22 protein-coding genes are annotated in these 23,294 nt (G+C 46.8%); 3 read left to right on the forward strand and 19 right to left on the reverse strand.

All coding sequences use genetic code 11. The annotated features are described in order from the left end of the window. Positions 1–15 precede the first annotated feature (15 nt). The 4 genes from AC1DLI_RS17375 to AC1DLI_RS17390 form a co-directional block, all read right to left on the reverse strand. Positions 16–894 carry a carbohydrate ABC transporter permease gene (locus tag AC1DLI_RS17375; RefSeq protein ID WP_477604655.1) on the reverse strand — a complete coding sequence of 293 codons (879 nt, stop codon included), beginning with the start codon at positions 892–894 and terminating at the stop codon, positions 16–18. Between the two features lie 26 nt (positions 895–920). Next, the gene (locus AC1DLI_RS17380) at positions 921–1,835 is read right to left on the reverse strand and encodes an ABC transporter permease (RefSeq protein ID WP_308998425.1); all 915 of its coding nucleotides are present in this window, start codon (positions 1,833–1,835) and stop codon (positions 921–923) included. A gap of 134 nt (positions 1,836–1,969) precedes the next feature. Beyond that, entirely contained in the window at positions 1,970–3,508 is a 1,539-nt protein-coding gene (locus AC1DLI_RS17385) for an extracellular solute-binding protein (protein WP_477604657.1), read from the reverse strand. 263 nt (positions 3,509–3,771) lie between these two features. After that, entirely contained in the window at positions 3,772–5,274 is a 1,503-nt protein-coding gene (locus tag AC1DLI_RS17390) for an extracellular solute-binding protein (protein ID WP_477605063.1), read from the reverse strand. A 171-nt stretch (positions 5,275–5,445) separates the two neighbouring features. Between AC1DLI_RS17390 and AC1DLI_RS17395 the strand changes: the two genes are divergently transcribed. Further along, positions 5,446–7,752, forward strand: coding sequence for a helix-turn-helix domain-containing protein (locus tag AC1DLI_RS17395; protein WP_477604659.1), 2,307 nt, complete (start codon positions 5,446–5,448; stop codon positions 7,750–7,752). 132 nt (positions 7,753–7,884) lie between these two features. On the opposite strand, the gene AC1DLI_RS17400 is transcribed toward AC1DLI_RS17395, so the two are convergent. The 6 genes from AC1DLI_RS17400 to AC1DLI_RS17425 form a co-directional block, all read right to left on the reverse strand. Next, positions 7,885–8,781: a response regulator gene (locus AC1DLI_RS17400; RefSeq protein WP_477604661.1), complete on the reverse strand. Its 897-nt coding sequence runs from the start codon at positions 8,779–8,781 to the stop codon at positions 7,885–7,887. A gap of 6 nt (positions 8,782–8,787) precedes the next feature. Further along, complete coding sequence (locus tag AC1DLI_RS17405; RefSeq protein WP_477604663.1) at positions 8,788–10,074, reverse strand: sensor histidine kinase; 1,287 nt, start codon at positions 10,072–10,074, stop codon at positions 8,788–8,790. 162 nt (positions 10,075–10,236) lie between these two features. Then, the gene (locus tag AC1DLI_RS17410) at positions 10,237–10,887 is read right to left on the reverse strand and encodes an amino acid ABC transporter permease (protein ID WP_477604665.1); all 651 of its coding nucleotides are present in this window, start codon (positions 10,885–10,887) and stop codon (positions 10,237–10,239) included. A 15-nt stretch (positions 10,888–10,902) separates the two neighbouring features. Further along, positions 10,903–11,556: an amino acid ABC transporter permease gene (locus tag AC1DLI_RS17415; protein WP_477604667.1), complete on the reverse strand. Its 654-nt coding sequence runs from the start codon at positions 11,554–11,556 to the stop codon at positions 10,903–10,905. Between the two features lie 172 nt (positions 11,557–11,728). Further along, on the reverse strand, positions 11,729–12,574 hold the full coding sequence (locus AC1DLI_RS17420) for an ABC transporter substrate-binding protein (RefSeq protein ID WP_477604669.1): 846 nt from the start codon (positions 12,572–12,574) through the stop codon (positions 11,729–11,731). A gap of 19 nt (positions 12,575–12,593) precedes the next feature. Beyond that, positions 12,594–13,322: an amino acid ABC transporter ATP-binding protein gene (locus tag AC1DLI_RS17425; protein WP_477604671.1), complete on the reverse strand. Its 729-nt coding sequence runs from the start codon at positions 13,320–13,322 to the stop codon at positions 12,594–12,596. 291 nt (positions 13,323–13,613) lie between these two features. On the opposite strand from AC1DLI_RS17425, the gene pdxR reads away from it, so the two are divergent. Then, entirely contained in the window at positions 13,614–15,053 is a 1,440-nt protein-coding gene (gene pdxR, locus AC1DLI_RS17430) for a MocR-like pyridoxine biosynthesis transcription factor PdxR (protein ID WP_477604673.1), read from the forward strand. Positions 15,054–15,111: 58 nt separating this feature from the next. On the opposite strand, the gene AC1DLI_RS17435 is transcribed toward pdxR, so the two are convergent. Both AC1DLI_RS17435 and AC1DLI_RS17440 read right to left on the reverse strand, forming a co-directional pair. Then, positions 15,112–15,246, reverse strand: a complete 135-nt coding sequence (locus tag AC1DLI_RS17435) for a hypothetical protein (protein WP_308998417.1) — start codon at positions 15,244–15,246, stop codon at positions 15,112–15,114. Positions 15,247–15,288: 42 nt separating this feature from the next. Further along, positions 15,289–16,239 carry a carbon-nitrogen hydrolase family protein gene (locus AC1DLI_RS17440; protein WP_477604676.1) on the reverse strand — a complete coding sequence of 317 codons (951 nt, stop codon included), beginning with the start codon at positions 16,237–16,239 and terminating at the stop codon, positions 15,289–15,291. A 252-nt stretch (positions 16,240–16,491) separates the two neighbouring features. On the opposite strand from AC1DLI_RS17440, the gene AC1DLI_RS17445 reads away from it, so the two are divergent. Continuing rightward, entirely contained in the window at positions 16,492–16,632 is a 141-nt protein-coding gene (locus AC1DLI_RS17445; protein ID WP_477604678.1) for a hypothetical protein, read from the forward strand. Positions 16,633–16,725: 93 nt separating this feature from the next. Here the strand turns inward: AC1DLI_RS17445 and AC1DLI_RS17450 are convergent, their stop codons facing one another. Genes AC1DLI_RS17450 through AC1DLI_RS17480 form a run of 7 tightly spaced genes read right to left on the reverse strand, consistent with a single transcriptional unit; the run spans position 16,726 to position 23,067 of the window. Beyond that, on the reverse strand, positions 16,726–18,114 hold the full coding sequence (locus tag AC1DLI_RS17450) for an ADP-ribosylglycohydrolase family protein (RefSeq protein ID WP_477604680.1): 1,389 nt from the start codon (positions 18,112–18,114) through the stop codon (positions 16,726–16,728). Between the two features lie 43 nt (positions 18,115–18,157). Then, on the reverse strand, positions 18,158–18,970 hold the full coding sequence (locus AC1DLI_RS17455) for an MBL fold metallo-hydrolase (RefSeq protein WP_477604682.1): 813 nt from the start codon (positions 18,968–18,970) through the stop codon (positions 18,158–18,160). Between the two features lie 21 nt (positions 18,971–18,991). Continuing rightward, positions 18,992–19,834, reverse strand: a complete 843-nt coding sequence (locus tag AC1DLI_RS17460) for a sugar phosphate isomerase/epimerase family protein (RefSeq protein ID WP_477604684.1) — start codon at positions 19,832–19,834, stop codon at positions 18,992–18,994. Further along, positions 19,824–20,576, reverse strand: a complete 753-nt coding sequence (locus tag AC1DLI_RS17465) for an N-acetylmannosamine-6-phosphate 2-epimerase (RefSeq protein ID WP_477604686.1) — start codon at positions 20,574–20,576, stop codon at positions 19,824–19,826. The genes AC1DLI_RS17460 and AC1DLI_RS17465 overlap by 11 nt, the downstream gene beginning before the upstream one ends. Positions 20,577–20,613: 37 nt before the next feature. Then, positions 20,614–21,222 carry a Gfo/Idh/MocA family protein gene (locus AC1DLI_RS17470; protein ID WP_477605065.1) on the reverse strand — a complete coding sequence of 203 codons (609 nt, stop codon included), beginning with the start codon at positions 21,220–21,222 and terminating at the stop codon, positions 20,614–20,616. Continuing rightward, a complete protein-coding gene (locus AC1DLI_RS17475; RefSeq protein ID WP_477605067.1) occupies positions 21,129–21,710 on the reverse strand; it encodes a Gfo/Idh/MocA family protein in 582 nt (193 codons plus the stop codon). The genes AC1DLI_RS17470 and AC1DLI_RS17475 overlap by 94 nt, the downstream gene beginning before the upstream one ends. Then, positions 21,703–23,067, reverse strand: coding sequence for an N-acyl-D-glucosamine 2-epimerase (locus AC1DLI_RS17480; RefSeq protein WP_477604688.1), 1,365 nt, complete (start codon positions 23,065–23,067; stop codon positions 21,703–21,705). Before AC1DLI_RS17480 ends, AC1DLI_RS17475 begins: the two co-directional genes overlap by 8 nt. Positions 23,068–23,294: the final 227 nt, after the last annotated feature.

Below are 23,294 nucleotides of genomic sequence, written 5' to 3' on the forward strand. Positions count from 1 at the left end.
GAAACAGATTGCGGTTTACCCTTTTATCGAACCAATTAGCGCGCCTTTGGCGAAATGCTTTTGCAAGAACGGATAGACGATTAGAATCGGCACCGTGGCGACGACGATAACAGCCATCTTAATGGTCTGCTGCGGCGGCATCACATAACCATTGCCCATATCCGACGTATCGCCCGCAAGTCCGCTCGCCAGTACGACGATTTGCCGAAGAATAACCTGTACCGGCCACTTGTCTGCATCGTTCAAATAGAGAATGGCAGGCAAGTACGTATTCCAATAGTTTACGGCATAGAACAAGGAGATCGTCGCAACCGCCGGCATGGAGAGCGGAAGTACAATTCTTGTAAAGATCGCCCAATAGCCCGCTCCGTCCATCTTCGCCGACTCTTCCAAACCATCCGGCAAATTTTGAAAAAAGTTTCTCATTATGATGAGATTGAATGCATTAACAGCCGTCGGAACGAACAAGGAAGCATAGGAGTCAATTAGTCCCATTTCCTTAACGACCAGGAAGCTGGGAATCAGACCGCCGCTGAAAAGCATCGTGAATACGACGATAAAGTTGATCGTTTTTCTGCCTAATAGCTGCGGCTTGGATAAACCGTACGCCATAAACGATGTAAGCAGCATGCTGAACAGGGTTCCCGCAAACGTCACGCCAATCGAGACGCCAAGCGACTTAAAGATTGTATTCGTTGAAAAAATAAAACGGTAAGCATCCAGCGACCAAATCGTCGGGATAATAACGAATTGCTTGCGGGCAAGCTCACCCACAGTCGTAAAGGAGCCTGCTACAACGTTGATAAACGGTAAAATCATAACAAGAGCTATGATGGACAGCAGCGCATAGTTAACGGTGTCAAAAATCCGTCCGCCTAATGTTTGATCCTTCATTCGCGGTGTACCCTCCTTTTCATTTATTAATAAACGCCTTCTTCGCCTGCTTTCTTGGAAAGCCAATTCGCACCCATCACGAGGATGAGTCCAACGATTGATTTGAAAAAACCTACCGCCGTACTGTAGCTGTACTCACCTTGCTTCAAGCCAGCCGTATAGACATACGTATCGAAAATTTCCGCTACCTCTCGGTTCATCGAGTTCAATAGAAGATAAATATGTTCGAATCCAAGCTCCAGCACATCCCCGATTTTCAAGATAAGCAGGACAATAATAACGCTTCTAATCGACGGAAGGGTAATATGCCAGATTTGGCGCAATCGGCCGGCTCCATCCATTCGCGCCGCTTCATACAACTGCGGATCGATGGCTGCCATTGCCGCCAAATAAATAATCGTTCCCCATCCGGCTTCACGCCAAATGATTTGCAGCACATACATTGGACGAAACCATCCGTTGCTCATTAGAAAATTGATTTTCTCCAAACCCATCATCACAAGCAGCTCATTGATCAGCCCTCTATCCATGGAGAGCATGATGAACGAGATCGATACAATAATCACCCATGACATAAAATGCGGAATATAAACGATCGTCTGTACAAATCGCTTAAAGAAGGAGTGCCTTACTTCATTCAGCATAACCGCGATAATAATCGGAACCGGAAAGAAAAATACTAGATTCAAAGCGAATAGTATTAACGTATTGCCCAAAATCATAAAGAAATCAGGCTCTTGAAATAATCGGGAAAAATGCTCAAACCCTACCCATTCACTGCCGCCGATCCCTTTATACGGCTTGTAATCCTGGAAGGCAATCGCAATCCCTCCAATAGGCACGTATTTGAAAATAATAAAGAACAACAAACCCGGAATAATCATCAGGTAGAGCGCCCGGTCTTTCCACACTTGTCCCAGTCTGCCTCTCCTTCGTTTCATCCGCGAAGCCGGAGCCGCAGCTGTCCTGACCGTTGCTTCATTCATGCATAACCCATCCTTTCTCAGCAGGACTTAAAGGAGGCTGCTCCATCAACAGCCCCGTATGCTTACTGCTTTTATGTTATTTTTAATCGCTATTCGTTCGAGTTGTATTCTTCAATCATTTGTTGTCCGCCATCTTTCAACCACTTTTCGACCGCAGCCTGGAATCCGGCTTCGTCAATGTCGCCCAGGATGTATTTATAAGTCGCGTCTTTAATAATCTCGGAGAGGCGGACGCCTTTCTCAATCCTCGTCTTAGACTCCAGTGCAACCGTTGGGTCATTGATCAGAATACTTTCATTGTCTTTAATCAGCTCTTCGGACTTCGCTTTCACCGGCAGCGGGTACGTCGGATCTAGCAATTCAGCAATCGTGCCCTGCCCGCCAATTTGGAAGCTCAGATATGGTTTTGTTTCACGATTCGTCAGTTTCGTGTCTTCGGAAGGCACCACATGGTTGTCTTGCAAAGTGTAATGCTCTCCCTCGATGCCCCATTGCACGACATTGGACAGTTCAGGCGACATCAGCTCGTTGAAAAATGATAATACTTGCTTCAGTTCTTCTTCCGATTTGATCGCCGATTTAGGGAACAGGAATACAGAGCCGTAGCCGGCTGTCGACCAGATGCCTGTGCCTTTCGGGCCTTCGATGCGGTTCTGGATATCCAGCTCGCCGGCGGCATTGATTTCCTTCACTTTCGGATCCATGCTTTGCACATCGCCCAAAGCGCCGATGTATACCCCTGCTTTGCCAGTCGCGAACAGATTTTGTTGATCGTTTTTAGCCGTTACCGGAAAGTCCTGGTTGATCAACCCTTCTTTATGCAGCTTCTTGAAGAAGTTCATCGTATCCATATATTCAGCAAACATAAACTCAGGAGCCAGCTTGCCCTCTTTCTCTCCCCATCCGTTAGGCGTTCCGAAATAGGAACTGACTGTCTTGAACGCGCCGTAAACCAAATCGCTGCGATCCGTCAAACCAATCGTATCTTGCTTGCCGTTGCCATCCGGATCCTGCTCTTTAAACGCCTTCAGCATGTTATACAACTCATCGATGGTCTTTGGAGCGGCTAACCCCAGTTTTTCTGCCCAATCTTTGCGGAAAATAATGCCTTGGCGGGAGAGTGCGGATTCACGGTAAAGCGCATATATCTTGCCGCCTACCGAAGTATTATTCAGAACATCCTTGTTCAGCTTGGTCAAATTTGGAAATTCTTCAATGAACGGACCAATCTCCCAAAACTGTCCATCCTTGATAGCGTCGCGGAACAAACCGAGCGACTCTGCGTTTTTCAATTGAACGGCTTGCGGCAGAGATCCTGTCGCGAAGGCAGCATTTAGCTTGTCGTCATAGCTGCCGTCAGGTACCCATTGAATATCCAGCTGCGTATTCGTTTTCTCTTCGAGTAATTTTTCGATCTTGTCGGAAGGAACCTCTGGCTCATGCAAGTCCAGCATGACGGATAATTTGAGCGGCTCCGCAGGTTTATCCGTACTTTGCGCAGCACCCTCATTAGGTTTCTGCGTCGCTTCAATATTGTTCGTTTCACCTGCATTGTTGTTGCCGCATCCAGCTACAAGAACCATTGATACAGCAGCGGCAGCAAGTACGATTGCACTTTTTCTCTTCATTCGGCTGACCTCCGTTTTTTGTTGTTTCCGTTGCCTCATCAATATAAGCGTACAGCCGCCATTCCGAGAATAATCTCTGGATATGTAGCTGCAACCCCTTGCTGCTGCTGCATTTCGCCGTCTACCCAAGGTCAGATCAAATGCAAGGATTATGCTGATTATTGGGAAGAGCGCAGTCCGATCATGCAAAAAAACATATAAAAGGGCCTTGGCAGAAGCGATGGCATTCGCTCTGACAAGACCCTTAGGATACGTCTATTCGATTATTGATCTTGTTGCTTGCGATACGCCTCGGAAAACTCCTCGATCACCTTCTCGCCGCCTTGTTCCTTCCACTCCGCTATCGCAGAATCGAAACCGGCTTCGTCGATCTCTCCGATTATAAAGTTATATGTTGCGTCACTTATGATCGTCTGCAGCATGACACCTTTATTGTTATACGTAACAGACTCTAACGATTCCGTTGGATCATGGATCAATTGTTGGTCATTATCCTTCACCAATTGCTCTGCCTTCACTCTTGTCGGCCATGAATAGCCGACATCCAGCAGGCCTGGAATCGTGCTGTGCCCGCCGATCTGCAGAGCAAGGTATGGTCTGACCTCTTCACTGAGACGGGCATAGTCATCGGAAGGAATGACTTTTCCCTCCTCCACCGTATAATGCTCGTTCTCCAAACCCCAATAGATCATATTGGCAATTTCCGGTTCCATCAATTGATCGAAGAAGGCAAGCACTTCCCTGAGCCTGTCTTCTGTGGGAATTGCCGATTTCGGGAAAAGCACGATCGAGCCGTAACCCGGCGTTGACCATATGCCGTAGCCTTTCGGGCCCTTTACACGGTTCTCAACCTCAAGACTCGCTTCCGGATGCTGTTCCTTCAATTTGGCATAGAGGCTGACAACATCGCCTAATGCGCCAATATATACGCCGGCCTTGCCGTCAATGAAAAGTTGCTGCTGATCCACCTTCCCCATCACGGGAAAATCGACGTTCATTAATTGCTCTTGATGGAGCTTACGGAAAAACTTCATGGTCTCCATATATTCGGGAAACATAAATTCGGGCTGCAGCCGTCCATCATTTACTCCCCATTCATTCGGCGTGCCGAAATAAGAGCTTACTGTCTTGAACGCTCCGTAGATGAGATCGTTTCGATCCGTTAATCCTATTGTATCCGCCATGCCATTTCCATCCGGATCCTCCTGAGTGAACCGCTTGATCATCGTGTACAGCTCATCGACTGTGGCAGGCGACTGCAGCCCCAGCCGTTCTGCCCAATCCTGCCGGTAGATGACGCCTTGCCGGGACAAAGGCCGCTCCTGATACAGACCATACCATTTGCCGTCAACGGCTGTATTGCTCAATACCTCGCGATTAAGGCGTTTCAAGTTCGGATATTGGTCCAGCATGGTGCCGATCTCCCAAAACTGACCATCGCGAATGGCGCTGCGAAGCATAACAAGCGAAGCGCTATTTTTCAGAAATACCGCCTGCGGCAAACTTTCAGTCGCAAGCGCGGCATTCAATTTTTCCTCATAGCTGCCGTCAGGTACCCATTGTATGTCGAGCATCGTGCCCGTCTTCTCTTCAAGCATACGTTCCATTCGGTCCGGAGGAACCGTCGAAGTATGTAAATTGGCTAATATTGAAATGGCTGCCGATTGGCTGCCTTTCTTTTCATTCTTCAATGATTTAACGTTATTGTTGTCGTCCCCTGCACGAGCACATCCACCCGCCAGCAGCAAAATAGTGATAAGCAGCATCCAGCAACGCCACCGATTCCTTCTCACTCGCGCTTACCTCCTAATTTTTAACCTTGAGGTTCCAAATCAACTCTATTATCTATGGATGCCGTTTTTTTGTACAGCATTACTTGTGCCTATTCCTTCATTTGAGTAGAATGAAAACATCTTCTGTTTGAAAGGCTGATTGGAATGAGGAAGCACAACTTATATACCAAAATGCTGCTTTTCGGTTGTTTGACCAGCATTTTGCCTCTCTCAGCGCTCGGATTTTTCTCGTATATGAAATCTTCCAATTCCATACAACAGCATGTCAATGAAAGCAGCGTTCAAATTATGAACCAATTGAACGGCAATATCGAGCAGGTGCTGCGAACCGTCGACTACACGCTAAATTATGTCATTAATACGAATCAGCTGCAGGAGGCCTTGTACCGGCCTATTACGTTCAAGGATTTCCAGCTCTATAACCAGCTGAAGGAAGAGCTTAGTTTGCTGCAATCTCCCGATACCCGCGTCACGGATGTCATTCTCGCCAATTCGGCATCGAACTGGATCATTAACAATCGCGGTCTCTACAAATTTGATGAACACGCTTCCAAGGAGGAATTGCTCAAACTAATCGAGAGGCCAGGCAAAAGCACCGATTGGCTGCTGCTGAACTCCACCGACATCGGCTCAAGCGATACGTCAAGCTACGGCTGTCCCTATACGGTCGCTTTGGTCAAAAAAATGCCGCTGCATACCACGGACAAACGAGGCGTCGCGATTGCGACCATTCCGAGTTGCAGTCTTGCGAAAATAATGGATTCGCCGAATGAAACCCGCGAAGTCATGGTGCTGGATGAGGATTACCGCATCATTGTTCATCATGATCCTTCAAAGATCGGAACGCTTCTAACGGACAACGGAACGTTGAAGGAAAACGATCTTACGAAAATTTCCGGCAAGTCCGGCCAATTCCGGAATGATCTCATCTCGGTTACCTATGTCCGTTCCGATTTTAATGGCTGGATCTACGCCAGCTTCACCGACCTTGCCGAGGTGTCGAAGGAAGCGAGGTCGATCGGATGGTTCACTTTCTATGTGTGCCTGCTCATTATATTGCTCACGCTTGTGCTTGTCTGGCAAGGCAGCAGAAAAGTCTATTCTCCGATTCGGACGCTATTCCAGAGTATTGCCAACCGGCTGCCTGAGATTTCGGAGTCGAATAAGAACGAGCTGCAATTAATCGACGAGCATATTCGCGACCTATTCCACTCCAATGAGAATTTACACTATGAGGTGAACCAGAACAGCCGGCAAGCCCGCACTTATTTTCTCATGAAATTGTTCCAGGGACAGGTAAGCGCTGCGGAGATCAACGAGAAAATTCGATTATTCGGCTATGACAAGCAAGTATCCCACTGGGATAATCTAGCAGTTCTAACACTGCAGATCGATATTTTGAACGAAACCCGCTATGAGCAGAAAGATCTCGACCTGCTGCTCTTCGCGATTACAAATATTGTTGAGGATACCGTGCCTGCCTCTGACCGTCTCCCTCCGGTCATCGTCGATCAAACGCAAGTGACGTTATTCGGGAGCGGCAATCAATCACTTGATGAGTTCAACAACCATCTTTATAAACTGACGGAAACGATTCAGCTGAGCATGAAGCAATATCTTGATCTCGATGTCAGCATCGGCATCAGTTTGCCATTCCACAGCCTGAAGCAAACGACGCGCGCTTACCAGGAAGGTCTTGAGGCGCTGAAGCATCGTCTGAAGCTTGGGAAAGGTGTGATTATCCCTTATTCCAGCTTGAATGCGGGCAAGCATACGCGCGTCTACTTCTATCCCGTACAACTTCATAATGAGCTGATTGACGCGATTAAGCTATCTGATGAGACTCGGGCGTCAGAGCTGCTCAAGGAATGGCTGGGTCAGGTATTTCTCAAAGAGAGGGAGCCTCAGGATTACCAGATTTCACTCGTTCGCTTGCTCAATGATCTGATGATCGTGATGCAGGAAATCGGTATGCAAATCGATAAACGGAATATCCGGGGATCAACGCTATACGAGGAGCTGATGCAGCTGTATGTCGCCTCAGAAATCGAAGCCTGGTTCGAGAAACGAATCATACATCCTTTGATCGCCGTCTTCCGCGACCGTCAGGAAACGCAGTACCAGAATATATCGGAGCAGATTATAGAAATCATCCATCGCGAATACGGTACGGCAATTACGCTCGAGGAATGCGCCGCAAGGATGCATTACAATGTTTTCTATCTTAGCAACGTATTTAAGAAAGAAACGGATATGACCTTCAGCGAATACTTGTCCCAGTACCGGTTGAATCTCGCGACCAAATGGCTTGTCGAGACGGACATTTCTATCAAGGAAATCGGCGAGCGGCTTACCTTTACCAATTCACAGAACTTCATCCGAGCGTTCCGCAAGCAGGAAGGGATGACGCCGGGACAATACCGCAGCAAATATATGCAGCCGGAATCTTAAACGCTTGTAAGCTCGTTCTATTGCTGATTTGCAATCCTTGCTCTATAAAACAAGAAAGCCGCAATTTTGCGGCTTTTCTTGTTTTTCCCGTGGCATACGCCTTAAAGGTATTCTATTTTTGTTTATCGGAGTTTATTTATATTGCTGGTTTCTTCGGTTGTCGAGCACTTCTAAGTAAAACACCTGCAGAAACTTTTTGATATTAACCTTTCCTTTTCCCGGCTGCAGCTTTTCATCGATCTCTTTCATTTTTAAACGGATATCTTGAAAATCAAAATAGAGCGGAGCATAATGCTCAAATTTAGGATTGCTGTAGTCCGTAAGTCCAATGCTCGCGAGGTTTGAAACAGCGCTCATTACCGCACGGCGTATCCGCTGCTCTACGGCTTTAACCTCTCTTGCGGGGTCATGATGGGTACGGGCGGTAATCTCATATAACTCTTTTAGAGGAGGAAGCGACTCTACTTGATCATGATGAATAAGGTGTTCTATGATTTCAATCATGTCTTTGCTTCCGAGTTCACCGACTATTCCCATATCCTTCAAAATAGGCTGCATGATTTCTCGAACCGACTGTTTTCTCTGGAGGCTCCCTACATTCGTATTCAAATTGCTGAGCTTTGCCATAGAGTCCTTGATTTCATTCAAATAGCGCCCAATTTTCCATTGCTCATTCACTTTAGACAATACAGCTTGGACTTCTATCCGATTAATAGGTTTATGAATATAAAATTCGATTCCCGCCTGATATGCTTTGCCAATCATTTCTTTATTTTCGATTTGTGATATCATGACATATTTTCCGCAATAGCCTTTTTGCTTTAGTTGGTTTATAGTCTCAATTCCATCCTGTTCCGGCATTAATAAATCAATCAGCAGGACGTCGGGATTCGCACCAAGAACAGCTTTTTCCCCTTCGCACCCATTTTCCGCCGTAACGACTACCTCGCCCAGCCAGCCTTTCTCGATGATGCTCTGCAGCATTCGTATACATACCGCATCATCATCCACAATACCAAATGAAAGCATTGGTCATCACACCCCCAATTTCAATGTATTGGTCGAAAAAGCCACAACAAAGGTTGTTTCTCCTGACTGACTAGAGGTATGCAAACTCAGCTTTCCTCCTGATGAATGCACGATATCGCGAACATGCGACAAGCCGATGCCGGTAGCTGCACATCCCTCGTCATTAAATTTAGTCGTAAATCCTGGTTCAAAAATAACCTCCTTATTCTGCTCCTCAATTCCTGTTCCCGTATCGGAAACGACCAATACCGTTTCATCCTCCTGTTCATAAACCCTGATACGAACCATTCCCTCTGTATCAATGGCCTCCACTGCATTTGAAACCAAATTGTTAAGCACGGTTAACAGCGGAATAAAGTGGGCTGTAGAATAATCAATGTCTATCCTTTTTTCGTAATGAACCTCCTTCTTTAACATTTTACTATAGCCGGAATTGGATTGAATAACAAAAATAACGATTTCCGCAATCGTCATGTCGGAAGCCGTTTCCCGGTTGAATACCTTAAGCAGTCCAGCTAGAATACGCTGGGAGTCCTTCTTCACCTCATGAATTTGCTGTGTAATGTCCAGCATGGCTCGGCTAATGTCTTTTTCTCCGGTGCCACTCAGCTTACAATATAATTCATGGCTTTTGGCTGTAATTTGCTCCATCGTATCCATTGATTTTTTCAAGTAAAACACTTCTCCGTACAGGCCCGAACCGACATTAAGCATTTGCTCCATCCGTTTTTGCTGTTCGTTATGAACGACCCGCATCTGACTAATGATCATACTGCTGTAAATTCCAACCACAAAGATGCTCCGAACTACTGAGGTTACTCCGATCAACAACAACTGACCCTTATAAAGATATGCTACATCAAATAGAATACTGCGAGTCAAAAGCTCTATTTCATTCGAGATAAAATCGATAATTGCGATCATGCAAACGAGAAGGAGCGGCTGGCGTTCTGGTAAATTGCCTTGAATCTGCTTCATTCCGATTGCAAAAATGAGATAGTATAGCGCCGCCGATAAGTGGGTCTGCAGACTTCCGGAGAGAGAGAACGTATCATACGAAACGAATCCGTCTAAAACAGATCGAAAAACAAGCACCGTAACCCCCGTAACCATCCCCGTATACACATAGGGCAGATGCCGCATTAACAGCAGAAAAAGCAGAAAAGCGCTGCTTCCGAGACCAATGCGGAACATTTCTCCGCTAAAGGGCGTTATCTTGAATTCGCCTGCTATCGCTGTCACCGCAGCAACCAGTATCATTTGCATCCCGGCGTTAGTCAAATATCTTCGCAAATAATCCCCTCCTGTTACAATCATTGTAAACAACGGGATATTATTTTCATAGATATTTGTAAAGAACGGGTGATCCGTAATTAGACTGACCTCTCATGAAGTCAGCCATTCGATTCATCTATACGTTTATGAAATCGCACTTCTTGTGACGATCCCTTATTATTAAACGATTTTAGTCTCCAGTCGTTTTGCAATTAAGGATAAGGCGTAGTTAACAGTAAAGTATAGGACAGCGGCTAAGAGAAGAACCGGAATGACATAATGATTATTTTGCCCGATAACAATTTTCGATTGGTTCATAAGTTCCGGCAATGAAATAACTACGGCCAATGACGTATCTTTCAGTAACGAAATAAATTGGCTTACGAGCGGAGGCACCATACGACGAAGCCCCTGCGGCAGAACAATATGCCAGAGCGTGCGCATGTAGCCGAGACCCGATGAACGAGCTGCTTCGATTTGTCCTTTATCGATGGAATTCAATCCGCTGCGGACGATTTCGGAAATCATAGCCCCTTCAAATAATGTCAAAGCAACAATCGCGGCGTACACCGGACCAAGCTGAATGCCAATATCCGGTAAAGCGAATCGCGCGAAAAAAATAATGAGCAGCAGCGGCAAATTGCGCAGCAATTCTACGAGCAGGGCAAGAATCGGTGATAGAACAGGCACTTTCATATAACGAATGATTCCGACTATAGAGCCAAGTACAAAGCTKAAAATAATAGAAAAAAACGCCACTTTGAGCGTCATGTAAAAGCCATCCAAAATAAACATTAAATTCTCGATTGAAAAAGCATTGGCGAAATCCATCTGTTCTCCTCCTCTCTAACTATGTTTAGCCAGTCTGCTTTCCAAATAATGCGCCACGTAGCTTAAAGGCAGAGTCAGCACCAAATAAAATACAGCAACAAAAATATAAGTATCAAAGGTCGCATACGTTTTGCTGGCGATTCGATCGCCGAAATACATGAGATCCAATCCCGCGATAACACTGAGCACCGATGAATTTTTAACTAAATTGATAAACTGGTTGCTAAGCGGAGGAATGACAATTTTGATCGCTTGCGGAAGAACAACATGTCTCATCGTTTGCACATATGTTAATCCTGAGGACTGTGCCGCTTCCGTCTGCCCCTTTGGTACGGCCATGATTCCCGCTCGGATGGCTTCCGCTATAAAGGCTGCCGTATATACTGTCAGCCCGATTGTCCCGCATACGAATCCGCTTAGTGTAATACCGAGCGCGGGTAAGCCCCAGAAAAAAATATATACAACCAGCAGCAGCGGTATGTTGCGAATAAACTCAACATAGACGGTCCCTCCCCATCGCAATGGCTTGATGGACGAAATACGGAATATTGCTACAACTGTCCCTAGTACGAAACTGCCGAGCAGAGCAATGATGCTGGAATAGATCGTGTTGATAAAGCCTTCCATATAGAAGTCAAAGTACTCTGTTAAGATCGAGAAATCCGGCATGGTTTATCCCCCTTGCAAATCTGACCTACAAGCGTAGACGGCTGTCGCCGTCCGTTGGCGGCAACAGCTGTTTTGTGGTAATTATTAGCCTATTTATAGAGGTAAAACTTATAAAATCTTATATTTAAAAAAAGGGCGGCCGCGGCCACCCGTTGGTGTTGTCATTGGTCTGCTACTCAGACGGCGCTTCTCCAATCCAATTCTCATAGATCTTCTTGTATTCACCGCTCGAATTCATCGCTGCCAGCTCTTTATTGACGGCATCCACCAGCGCTGTCTCCCCTTTCTTGATCGCAATACCATACGGCTCGTCGGTGAACGGCTCGCCAACCACTTCATACCCGGCATCTTGTGCCATCATTCCGTACAGGATCGCATTATCCGTCGTCAATACATCTCCTTGACCCGCTTTAAGCGCAGCGAAGGCATCCTGGTAGTTATCAAATTCAAGCACGGTTGCATCCGGCGCTTTCTCTATAATATTGTCTACGGAAGTGGAGCCCTTTACGGCCAGTACTTTTGTACCTTTCGAAATGTCTTCGATGCTTTTAATCGCACTTCCCTTTTTCACGAGCAACGACTGTCCTGCTTTAAAATACACCTCTGAGAAATCGACTTGTTCTTTCCGCTCTTCCGTAATGGTCATTGTTGCAACGATTAAATCAATTTCATTGTTATCCAGCATCGGAATGCGGGTCTTCGAAGTAACTTCCTTCAGCTCCAGTTTAGTCTCGTCTCCTAGAATCGACTTCGCCAGCGCTTTCGCTATATCCACATCGAAGCCTTCGACTTCATTGTTCGCAGGATTTTTAAGGCCAAAAAGCTTCGTATCGTATTTCACGCCGACAACCAGCTTGCCTCTGCTCTTGATCTCATCAAGCAACGAGGCATCCGCTTCTGAGTTCCCGTCCGTTGATCCTGAACTATTGTTCGCCTTCTCGTTCCCGCACCCTGCTAATACACCTACCGACATAACGATCATCATTAAGGTAACGGATAACCATTTCTTTGCCATCATTTCGAATCTCCCCTTTATCCTAATGATTTAATACACGATTTAAAAATAAGCGAGCCCGCTCCTCGCGCGGATTGGAAAAGAACTCTTCGGGCGTTGCTTCCTCGATGATATGTCCCTTATCCATAAACACGACTCGGTCGGCTACTTCCCGCGCAAAACCCATCTCATGCGTGACAACAACCATCGTCATCCCCTCATTAGCTAGGGCCTTCATAACATCCAATACCTCACCAACCATTTCAGGATCGAGGGCGGAAGTCGGCTCATCAAAAAGCATGACCTGCGGCTTCATCGCCAGTCCCCTGGCAATGGCTACACGCTGCTGCTGTCCTCCTGACAGCTGAGAAGGATATTGACCCGCTTTGTCCATAATCCCAACCTTCTCTAAATAATACATCGCGGTTTTTTCAGCCTCCTGCTTCGTCAAACCAAGCACCTTCATAGGAGCTAATGTAATGTTATCGATTACTTTCTTATGAGGATACAAATTGAAATGCTGAAACACCATTCCAATATCCCGCCTTAGCTTGTTAATATTCGTCTTCTTATCATTGACGGTATGATTGTTGATGATCAGATCACCGCTTGTGATGGTTTCCAAACGGTTAATGCACCGAAGCAGCGTACTTTTGCCGGAACCGGACGGTCCTACTACGACTACGACTTCTCCTTGCTCAATCTCGAGATTAATATCCTTGAGCACATGGAAATCACCGTAATGCTTTTCAACCTGCCGAAATAAGATCATTGGTCCCCTCCCCTCCAATCTCATCAACTAACATTTGTCAGATGTAAGTTAGATAACCTCACACTAATACTACAGGCAGACTACGAGAACTTATAAAATCCTACATTTTACTTAAATATTTTTCTGTGCCACATTGAATCTGTACATATGTTTTTGGATAGGGTACGTTAAGATTAGGACGAAATTGACGATAATACCAAATGGCGATAATGCCTAATCAGGAAGCAACGACATCATTCTGGATTTGGCTCTATCTTGATAACTATTCTGATAAAAAGGCGTTGAAAGTTAATGTGGAGACCCGATCGTTCGAATAAAAAACCTTTATATCAGCAAATTGTCGAACATATTGAACGGAGAATTTCATACGCCGAGTTACCGCCCGGCAGTATCCTGCCCTCCGAGAGAAAACTAGCGGAACAACTAGGCGTGAATCGAAGTACTGTCATTCAAGCCTATGAAGAATTGCGCGCTTCTGGTTTGGTGGAAAGTACGGTTGGCAGCGGCACTTACGTGAGCCGCACAAAGTGGGGAATTTCACCGATGCAAACCCCTAACTGGCGTCAATACACGGAAGGCGGGACATTCCTGCCTAACCTTCCTCTAATGAGACGTATTAGAGAGGTCACTCTAAGTGATCCATCGGTTGTTAATATGGCTAGCGGTGAATTATCTTCTGAACTGTTTCCGAACGAAATGGTATCTGATTTGTTACAAAATCAGCGATTCCAAGAGCATCTTGGTTATGATGATCCTCAAGGCTACGATCTCTTAAGGAAATCGCTTGTTCATTCCTTAAAGGAGTACAACGGAATCAACACAATGGAGTCCTCTATCCTCATCACATCCGGATCCCAACAGTCATTATATTTAATTACCCAATGCCTTTTATCACCCGGGGATGCTGTTGCCATAGAAGATCCTTCTTATTGTTATTCTTTACCCATGTTCCAATCAGCAGGTTTGCGCATCTTCCGTTTGCCAGTCCGCGAAGACGGTATCGACCCTGATGATCTTATTCGTTTATATCGTCAACATAGAATCCGAATGGTATTTGTAAACCCAAATTATCAAAATCCAACCGGAACCATACTTAGTGAAGATAAACGCAGACGCTTACTCCAGGTTGCCACTGAATTACGAGTGCCTATCGTGGAAGATGATCCGTTTAGTTTAACTTCCTTTAGCGGAACAATACCGGCCTCTCTTAAGTCAATGGATACAGACGGTATTGTCCTTTATATCGGATCACTATCTAAAGTGGCCGCTTCGGGGCTCAGAATTGGTTGGATGATTGCCCCCCAATCCGTAATAGGCCGTTTAACCGACGCCCGGCAGCAAATGGACTTCGGACTAAGTATCGTACCGCAATGGGTCGCGGAACGGCTGTTAACATCAGAACATTTTGATCAGCATATTATTCATTTAAGGCAAGCATTAGATCAAAGACAAAAAATGATGGTGAGATCATTACAGAACACGCTTCAAGAAAAAGTAACCTTTACACCCCCACAAGGAGGATTAAATCTATGGTGTAAAATAAACCAGCCTATAGATGATACAAGGTTATTGGAGGAGTCGATTAAGAGGGGAGTCGTATTTGTACCTGGAAGTGTTTACGGTTCAGAGCCGGGTTACGTACGGTTTAGCTTTGCTAAACCGAAACTCGAAGAGATTCAATTAGGAATTAGCGCATTTTCTGCTGCGCTTGAAATGTTCCGCGAGTCATAAATATTGTTCAAATAAAAAAATACAGCCTTCCTCTTAAATAGAGAAAGACTGTATTACTTTATTGACCATCAATCCGGTCGTCATGGTCTTCCCATCTTTTCGAATATGCTTTATTCGTAATCCAAAACGTGATGCATGACAAAATAACAACGATGATAGCCGAAAAAATCCAAACGCTTACCGGTACTTGCATACCACTTCTCCTCCTTGTGGTATCGATTGCTCTTCAGGTCAGCTAGGACTTGAAGATAACGATATCTTTTTTCATTTCATTGACAACCAATTGGAAAATATCAGGTCTGTTATAGTGCCCCACCACATCAAAATCAAAGCGACTTTTTGCAATGAGTGACATGTCTAGATCCGCATAGATAATCCCTTCTTGATCATATAACGGCTGTTCAACATATTCGCCTAATGGTCCGACGATCGCACTGCCTCCCCTGCACAATATATCGGGATCCCCTTCGATATCCCGGTAGCCGGCAAGGTCAGTCGGATAGGTTGATTTCGTTACGAACTGGTTGCTGGACAAAACATAGCAGCGGCCTTCACAGGCAATATGCTGAAGTGTCGCCTGCCAAGTAGCACGGGCATCCGCAGTAGGTGTAATTAGGATATCGATTCCTTTAGCATACATCGCAGTTCTGGCAAGGGGCATATAGTTCTCCCAGCAGATGAGTCCGCCTATGCGTCCGAATGGAGTATCAATAACGGTCAGCGTACTCCCGTCTCCTTGTCCCCAGAGCAGACGTTCCGCCCCGGTAGGCATCAGCTTACGATGCTTCCCAAGCACTTCTCCGTCCGGTCCGACATAAACAATTGAATTATATAATGTGGATCCGCTGAATTCCCGCGCTCTCTCCACGACGCCAACAACGAGATACAAATCATTTTCCTTGGCGATTGCACAAAGCCGATCAGTATCCTCGCCAAGTATTTCAATCGAGCTTTCCCAATGTCTGCGCCAATCTTCGCGTCCTTCGCTCGTTCTGCTTCCTACTCGAGTACCAAGAGTCAGCCCTCTCGGGTAACCGGATATGAACACTTCTGGGAATACGAGCAGCTTTACTCCTTGCTGCCGCGCTTCATTTGAGTATTTCTCTATTTTTTGGAAAGCGGATTCCTTGTCAAAAAGAATCGGAGCAGCCTGTACAACAGCAACCCGAACGTTCTGTTTCCCCATAATGAACCCCTTCCAATCCTAAATATTGTTTCCCATTATGTCGTTTATAATAACCAAAAAACAAATATCATGTTAATAGAATAGATCCGATTATAGGAATTGTAACCGTCCAATTCAGCAAAGAATAACCCATCCATTTTGAACAATGGATGGTGAAATGCAGCATCAAATGGATGGTTACAGACTTTTCGAAACTAGATAATATGGTGGCAGGTGGCAGGTGGCAGGGGCTATCGGGAAGGGAGGGTCAACATGAATTACTTCATCATTTTAAGTGCATTGTTCTTTGGCGGCATCACCTATATTTTAATGGCCGGAGCATCTATCATTAAAGATGACGATCTTATTCAAGAAAACATAAAAAAAAGCTTCATTAATTTTCCATCAAAATAGTTCACAAACAATGGGCCACGTTCGCAGCATTGACATGGACATGAAAAAACCTCCAATTAGGAGGTTTTTTATCTGTATCGATTAAAGATAAGCCTAATCCATCCATTCGATATAGGGGTTATTTTCAATCAGCTTCATCGTTCTTCCCGCCAGCTCAGACAGAGGCACGATTCCAAAACCGTCGACTCCTGAACGGATTTTATCATTCAGCGGCTTTACCCATTTTTCCGGCAGTGAACGCGCGCCTTTTTGCATGCCGATGATCGAGCCTGCGGTGGCTGCATTGCAATCGGTGTCAAAGCCCGAAAGGATGGCCAGACCAATCGTCGTTTCCAGTTCTCCTTCGCCGTATAGCAATGAGGCAGCCACTATCATCGCATTGGAGATGGTATGGCACCAGTGATGGGGATTGCTCTCGTCGTATTTATGATGGATTCGCTCTACAACGGTATCATAAGGGACACGCTCTTCGTACCATTGTATTATCGAACGGATATCGGCGGCAAGCCGGCAATTTGATGGGATTTGACCGAGCCCGGCTTCAATAACATCCTGCCTGATGTCCGTTACGGCTGCCGCAGCCAGCATGGCGGCGACCCACATAGCCCCGAAAATGCCATTTTTCATATGTGAAATTGACGCATCTCTCCATGCCATCTCTGCTGCCTTCTCAGGGTTTCCTGGATTGATGTAGCCATACAAGTCAGCTCGGATTTGAGCCCCGATCCATTCCCGGTAGGCATTGCGATAAGCAGCGGAAAGCGGAGGATCCAACCGGTTAACCAGGTTGCGGTAGGCAATCCGCTCAGCCGTGCAGGTGCGAAGGAGCGGCAGCACGTTTAGCCAAGTCTCCGCCACGTCATCCGGCGAAAAGTCATAGCCGTACTTTTCCACGACGGCAAGTCCGATGATCGTATAGTTCATATCATCGTCCTCGACCATATGCTTCACATTATTAATCCAGCTTACGGAATCGTTGCCGTACGATCCCCCTTCATTCTTGACGCCATACTTCTTGGCGATTTCCGGATCTATGTCAGAAGAAATATAATAATGGACAGGGAAATTTCCTGTTTCCTTTAGTAAACCCGCAATCCGATCCTTGCGCCAGCCCTCGATCGGCTGACCCAGCAGGCAGCCTGCAGAACGGCCTAACCATGCACCGTAAACTTTGTCCGCCATCTCGCCATACGGAATTGGATGACTCGCCGGCTGGCCTGTGATTGGTCGCTCCCTCCGGATTTCGGTCAGGGTCGAAGGCTCAACAAACGGAAAATCAGCCCGCAAGGGCTGCCTCCCCATTTCATCCAAATAAGCGGCGGCCATTTCTTCCCGCTGAGGATCATCCGGCTGCATAGAAGCCAGCTTCGCATAACTGGCTTCCATAGCCGCGCCGATATTTTTGCCCTCGTCAATCGACTGCTGTCTCTCGATATCAAAATGATGACTATATGACAAGTAGTATTGTTCGGAGGCTTTCATAACCTGCAATCACTCCATTCAGACCCTGTATCCAGAGCCCGTATTATAACTGCAATATCATACCGTCAAACGCAACGATGATCTGCTCTTGATCAAAAAATTGCGTCAGATCGTCATGCAGCAATCCGATATTGTGGGAGAAGTGGGTAACGACAACCTTTCCGTCTTTACCGAGAATACCTTTACTTCTTAGCCGATTCCTTATAGCAAGAACTGCCTCGCTATTAAGATGGCCTCCAGTAAACGGCAAATGACCGTTCGTGCAGTCCAGTATGGCCAAATCCAAAGTCGTCTGCTCCAGCCAGCCCCAGGTCTCTTCGGGAAGAAGCCCGGTGTCATGCCCATAAAAGATACGTTTGCCGTCCTTCTCGATCACAAAAAGCAGGCAGGTTTCATCCGGGTCATGGTTAGCCGGCAGCGGAGTTACCTTTGCCGTCCCGGTATCAACGGTTTCGAACGGTACGATTCTGCGCAGGATCAAACGCTCCTCATCCGGTCTTCCAACAGCATCTCGGCACTTACGGATAACGGCATCATGGCCGTAGACCTTTAAGGGCGCATCGAGCCCGTGCGCGTACACGGGCAGTCTCATTTCCAAATCCTCTGCGCGGAGGTGATCCAGATGTGTGTGCGTAATGAACAAATCCTTCACCAGCCCCAGATCAATGCCGTCGCGCAGGACATGATGAAGCGTATCCGGCGGAAAATCGATCTTTAACACCCCGTCAATGAGAACGGAGCTCCTTGTTCGCACGTTTTTGCCGCCAAGCTTCCTTGCCTTTAGGCAATGTATGCAGCGGCAGAACATCGCAGGAAAACCCTCCGCCGCCGCGGTGCCAAGAAAATGTACGTTCAATTATGTATCTCCTCTCTATAACTAAAGAGTAGCGACGATGCGCGTAACATGGTTAACCGCTTCCATAGAACCATGCTGCGGTTCCTCATCGCCTTCGAATTCCACGGTAAGCCACCCGTCGAAATTTGATTTTTTAAGTTCGCCAAAAATGTATTTCAGGTCGACTGCTCCTTCTCCGGCAATTTTACCTAGAAACAGCTCTCCCGTTAATGCTCGTATGACCGCTCCTGTCGTGCCTTCCGGCACCGGAACAAAATCCTTCACATGCACATGCCCGACATAACCCTTCAGCTCATTGATCGCGTCGCTTGAGCTTTGACCGACGAGCAGAAAATTGCCGGTATCGAACGTGCTTCGAAGCGCATGAGAGTTAACCTCTCGAATGATAGACATGACCTGGTCGCTGCGTCCGGCGAATAAACCGTGGTTTTCCAAGCAAAGCGTCACACCCTTCTGCTCTGCATATTGGGCTGCCGCGCTTAGTCCTTCAATAACGTACTGCATGCCCTGCTCAAATGATATAGAATCGTTCGGCAGATCCCCCGAGAACACACGGACTACCTTCGCCCCGAAATGGACGGCGGCGTCGACGGCGTCTGTAACCTCCTTCAGCTGTGCTTGCCTTTGCGAATCGTCCGCCACGACGAAATTATTGCATGCGCTGAAGCAGGCAACCTTCAAGCCATGCTTTTGCAGCGCTTCATCGATTAAAGGGATATCCTTTTCTTTATCCCGCCAAAAACAGCTGAGCAGCTCCACTCCCGTTACGCCTGCCTCAGAGGCAAAGCCAAGAAAATCGACCGTATCCCATTTTCCCTCATACCAATATTTATGCACGCTCCACATGCTTAAGCTAATGTTCACAATAATCACGCTCCTTATGGAAAATGGGATCATAGAGTCCTTTTTTGGTGACAGCTTCACTTCGAATTCGCTGTACATACCGCTTCACGATTTCTTGCGGTCTCGTAATGGCTGTACCGACGACTACTGCATGCGCTCCAATGTCAAAGCTGCTTAAGCATTGCTCAATGCTCCACAACCTGCCTTCAGCGAGCACCGGCACCTTCCCTAGCCGGGATAGCTTCCCGACTAGCTCTAAATCGGGCCCATCCTGCTGCGGGCTGTGCGGCGTGTAGCCGGACATTGTTGTCGATACAATGTCCACGCCAAGCGAAATCGCATTGACCCCTTCTTCGTAGGTCGAAACATCTGCAACGATTAGAATTTGCGGGAAAGCGCAGCGAATTTCGCGGATAAGGTCATCCAGTCTCTGGTTTCCCGGCCTAGGCAATCTCGTGCAGTCAACAGCGACAAATTCGGCGCCGGCCTCAACGATTTCACGCACCTCAAGAATCGTCGGCGTAATGTAGACTTCCGAATCCTCATATTGCTTTTTATATAAACCAATGACGGGCAGCGAGCATTTTCGTTTAATTTCACGAATATCGTCCGGCGTGTTTGCCCGAATCGCCGAAGCCCCTCCTTCCTCGGCGGCTGCAGCCATAGCCGCCATGATGTGCGAACCGTGCATGGGCTCATTCGGGAGTGCCTGACAGGACAAAATAAAACCATCCTTCAGGTCTGAGATCAGTCTCTGCGTCATATATTCACCTGCTTCATCGTTATGAGAATAAACCCGATCACACTTGGTAATTTGCTGAACGGTAGATCTCTTCTGTCAATTGAATTACCTTTCTTGCATAATCTCCCGATACCAATACTTCATGTTTGCCTCTAATGGCATCTATAAAACTCTTATCCTGATTCTTTGTTTGATTAGGCAGTTGTACCGGCAGGACACCATCCTTGTACGTCAAAACCTCGATCCTGCCATTCTCCAGATAAATCACCCCAAGCTCACCGCAGAAGGAATAGAATTCCTTGTAGCCCGGTACATTACCAACAATGTTCAGCGCGGCAATAGTGCCTTCTTCAAAGCGAATGCTTGTAAAGGAATCAATTTCTACCGGTGCGCCATGCGTGCTGAGCGTCGCCTTCACTTCACCTGGCTTCAGTCCGGTCGTCCACAGAAGAACGTCAATAATATGACTGCCGGAATCCATAAGCATACCGCCACCGGAAAGAGCCGCATTTTGTCTCCAAGTACCTGCTTGGCTGCTCTTCCAATCCTGGTACAGCGCCGCGTTAACGGAGGTTAGCTTGCAATGACTCCGTCTGCAATCGCTTGGCGAATATATATGAACTCCGGTTGAAAATGGCGTTGATAAGAAACCTGAAGCAGCATCGATCGTTCTTCTGCAGCAGTAATCAGCTGTTCGGCTTCCCGGGAGGAGCAGGTCATCGGTTTTTCGATCAGCACGTGGCAGCCAGCGTTCAATACATCCAGCGCCTGGGCAAAATGCAGCGTATGCGGAGAGCATATGATTACGGCATCCAATCCGCTTTCTTCAAGCATATCCTCATGACTTGAATACCGACGGGTATTCACCAGACCGAAGGTCGTTAGAAAATGCAAAGCCGACTGGTCGTTCGGCTCGGCTATTGCCGTGATTTCCACGTCTTCCAAGGCCAGCATTTGGCTTGCATGAAGATGTGCGATGCCGCCTGCACCAATAAAACCGATACGAATCGTTTCCATCTTTTCCTCTTCACTCCCCATAGTTAATAATTGCTGTATGCTGCTCCCAACCGCTCCCGGCATCGTCCGAATGATCTGCGTCAGAGGCGAATGAACCACCCCGGAACGAAGGCTTCCCATTTCAGCTTCATCACTCACCCGGAATGGACAGCCTCGTCCCCTTCCGAATGGCATTCGCTGGTTTATCCTTGAATAACAGCCGTTCCGGTGTATCCTGAATATCATTCAGCTCTAGAACGAACGGGCGTGAAGGCAGCTTTCCCGAACAGAGAGTAACCCGGTTGCCGTCAATTGCAATGATGTCCCACGTCAAGGACAGAAGAGCTCCACCGTCCCAAACCTTGTAACAGGAAGGGATCATCCCCGAATGTTCATCGATCCGTTTATTAAACGAAATAACAATCTCACGACTGCTTTTTCGTTCGGCATGCATCGGAAAAGGTTTCTCTTCATACATATATCCGCCTGTATGATACTCGTATGCCGTCCATGAAGCATACCCAAGCGCAAAAGCCGTATGACTGAATGCTTTCAACCATTCTCCGCTCTTCACCATGTGCCGCGCTGAACCGATATCGGCCTGAACAGCTACTGGCAGCTCGGGAAACTGCTCCCTGATTTGATCAACAAAAGGCTGGTAGCCTCTTACATAATCCGCTGGCAGGTCTCCCCGCGTCCAATCCGGCCAATGCGTCTGCAAAAAGTGGATATCCGGCCGGACCTTCTCTATCATGGTCGGAGCGTGCAGGCCTTGGTATTCCCGGAGACGCTCAACGCTGTCCTCCCCCGCAAGGATGGCGAGCGACCATGTGGCGACAGCTATATCCGGTCTGGCCTCGCGGACGCCCCCTGCTCCATTGATCATTTCATCTATAAAACCATTAACAGCTTCTACGCGAAAATCGATCCAATTGCGGTAAGCTTCAACGTCTCGAAGGTAGTAGCTTGGAGCGGCAGCGTTTGTAAAATCAGGCATATCGATACCATAACGCGCCCGAAACGCGGCTTGCGCAAGTGGTCCGACATCTCCATAAACACCTCTTTGAATGCCTCCCCATTCCGGAAAATACGGCTCGGCGATTTCGATGCCGTCAAAGGGATATTCCGCCACCAGCTTTGCCATCGCCGACTTCTTCCAATTCACATATCCTTCGCTAAAAGGAGACAACCGCCAGAATCCGTCATTCGGTTCCTTGAGCAGCCTCATCTGCCAGGAGGGCCATTCCGCTGGAAAACGCTCGGTAGAGAACGTGCCGTTGCCGATCACCATCGCCCACACCGGAATCCCTCTTTGGCGGAACGCCCACAGCAGATCTTCCTGTATGACATTCTCATTTACGACAAAATAATGAACGCTTTGATACCCCGCAAGCTTGATTTCTTGGGCTATGCTCTCTGGTGACCGCTGCTGGTAATAGGCAAATGTAGGATCAATCTGGATGCTGGGACCAAAGAGGGCTTTCTGTGCAAATGATCCCTTGGATAAAGTGGACAAAAGAATATACCTCCTTCTTCCAATTTCAATAGTAGTGTACCACCAATTTGATAATAACGGAATATTTTTTTATTTAAAATTATTAACTAGGATATTTCCTCCAAACAATTTTGTTCCTCTGCCTCTCTCTAGAGCAAAGTTGTCTACAATGAGCCTATTTCACTTCAAGCCGAGTAACATATGATATACGATTTTATGAACATATTAAAGAAAATATCCATTTTAAT

The organism is Paenibacillus sp. 01T443 (genome assembly GCF_056398325.1).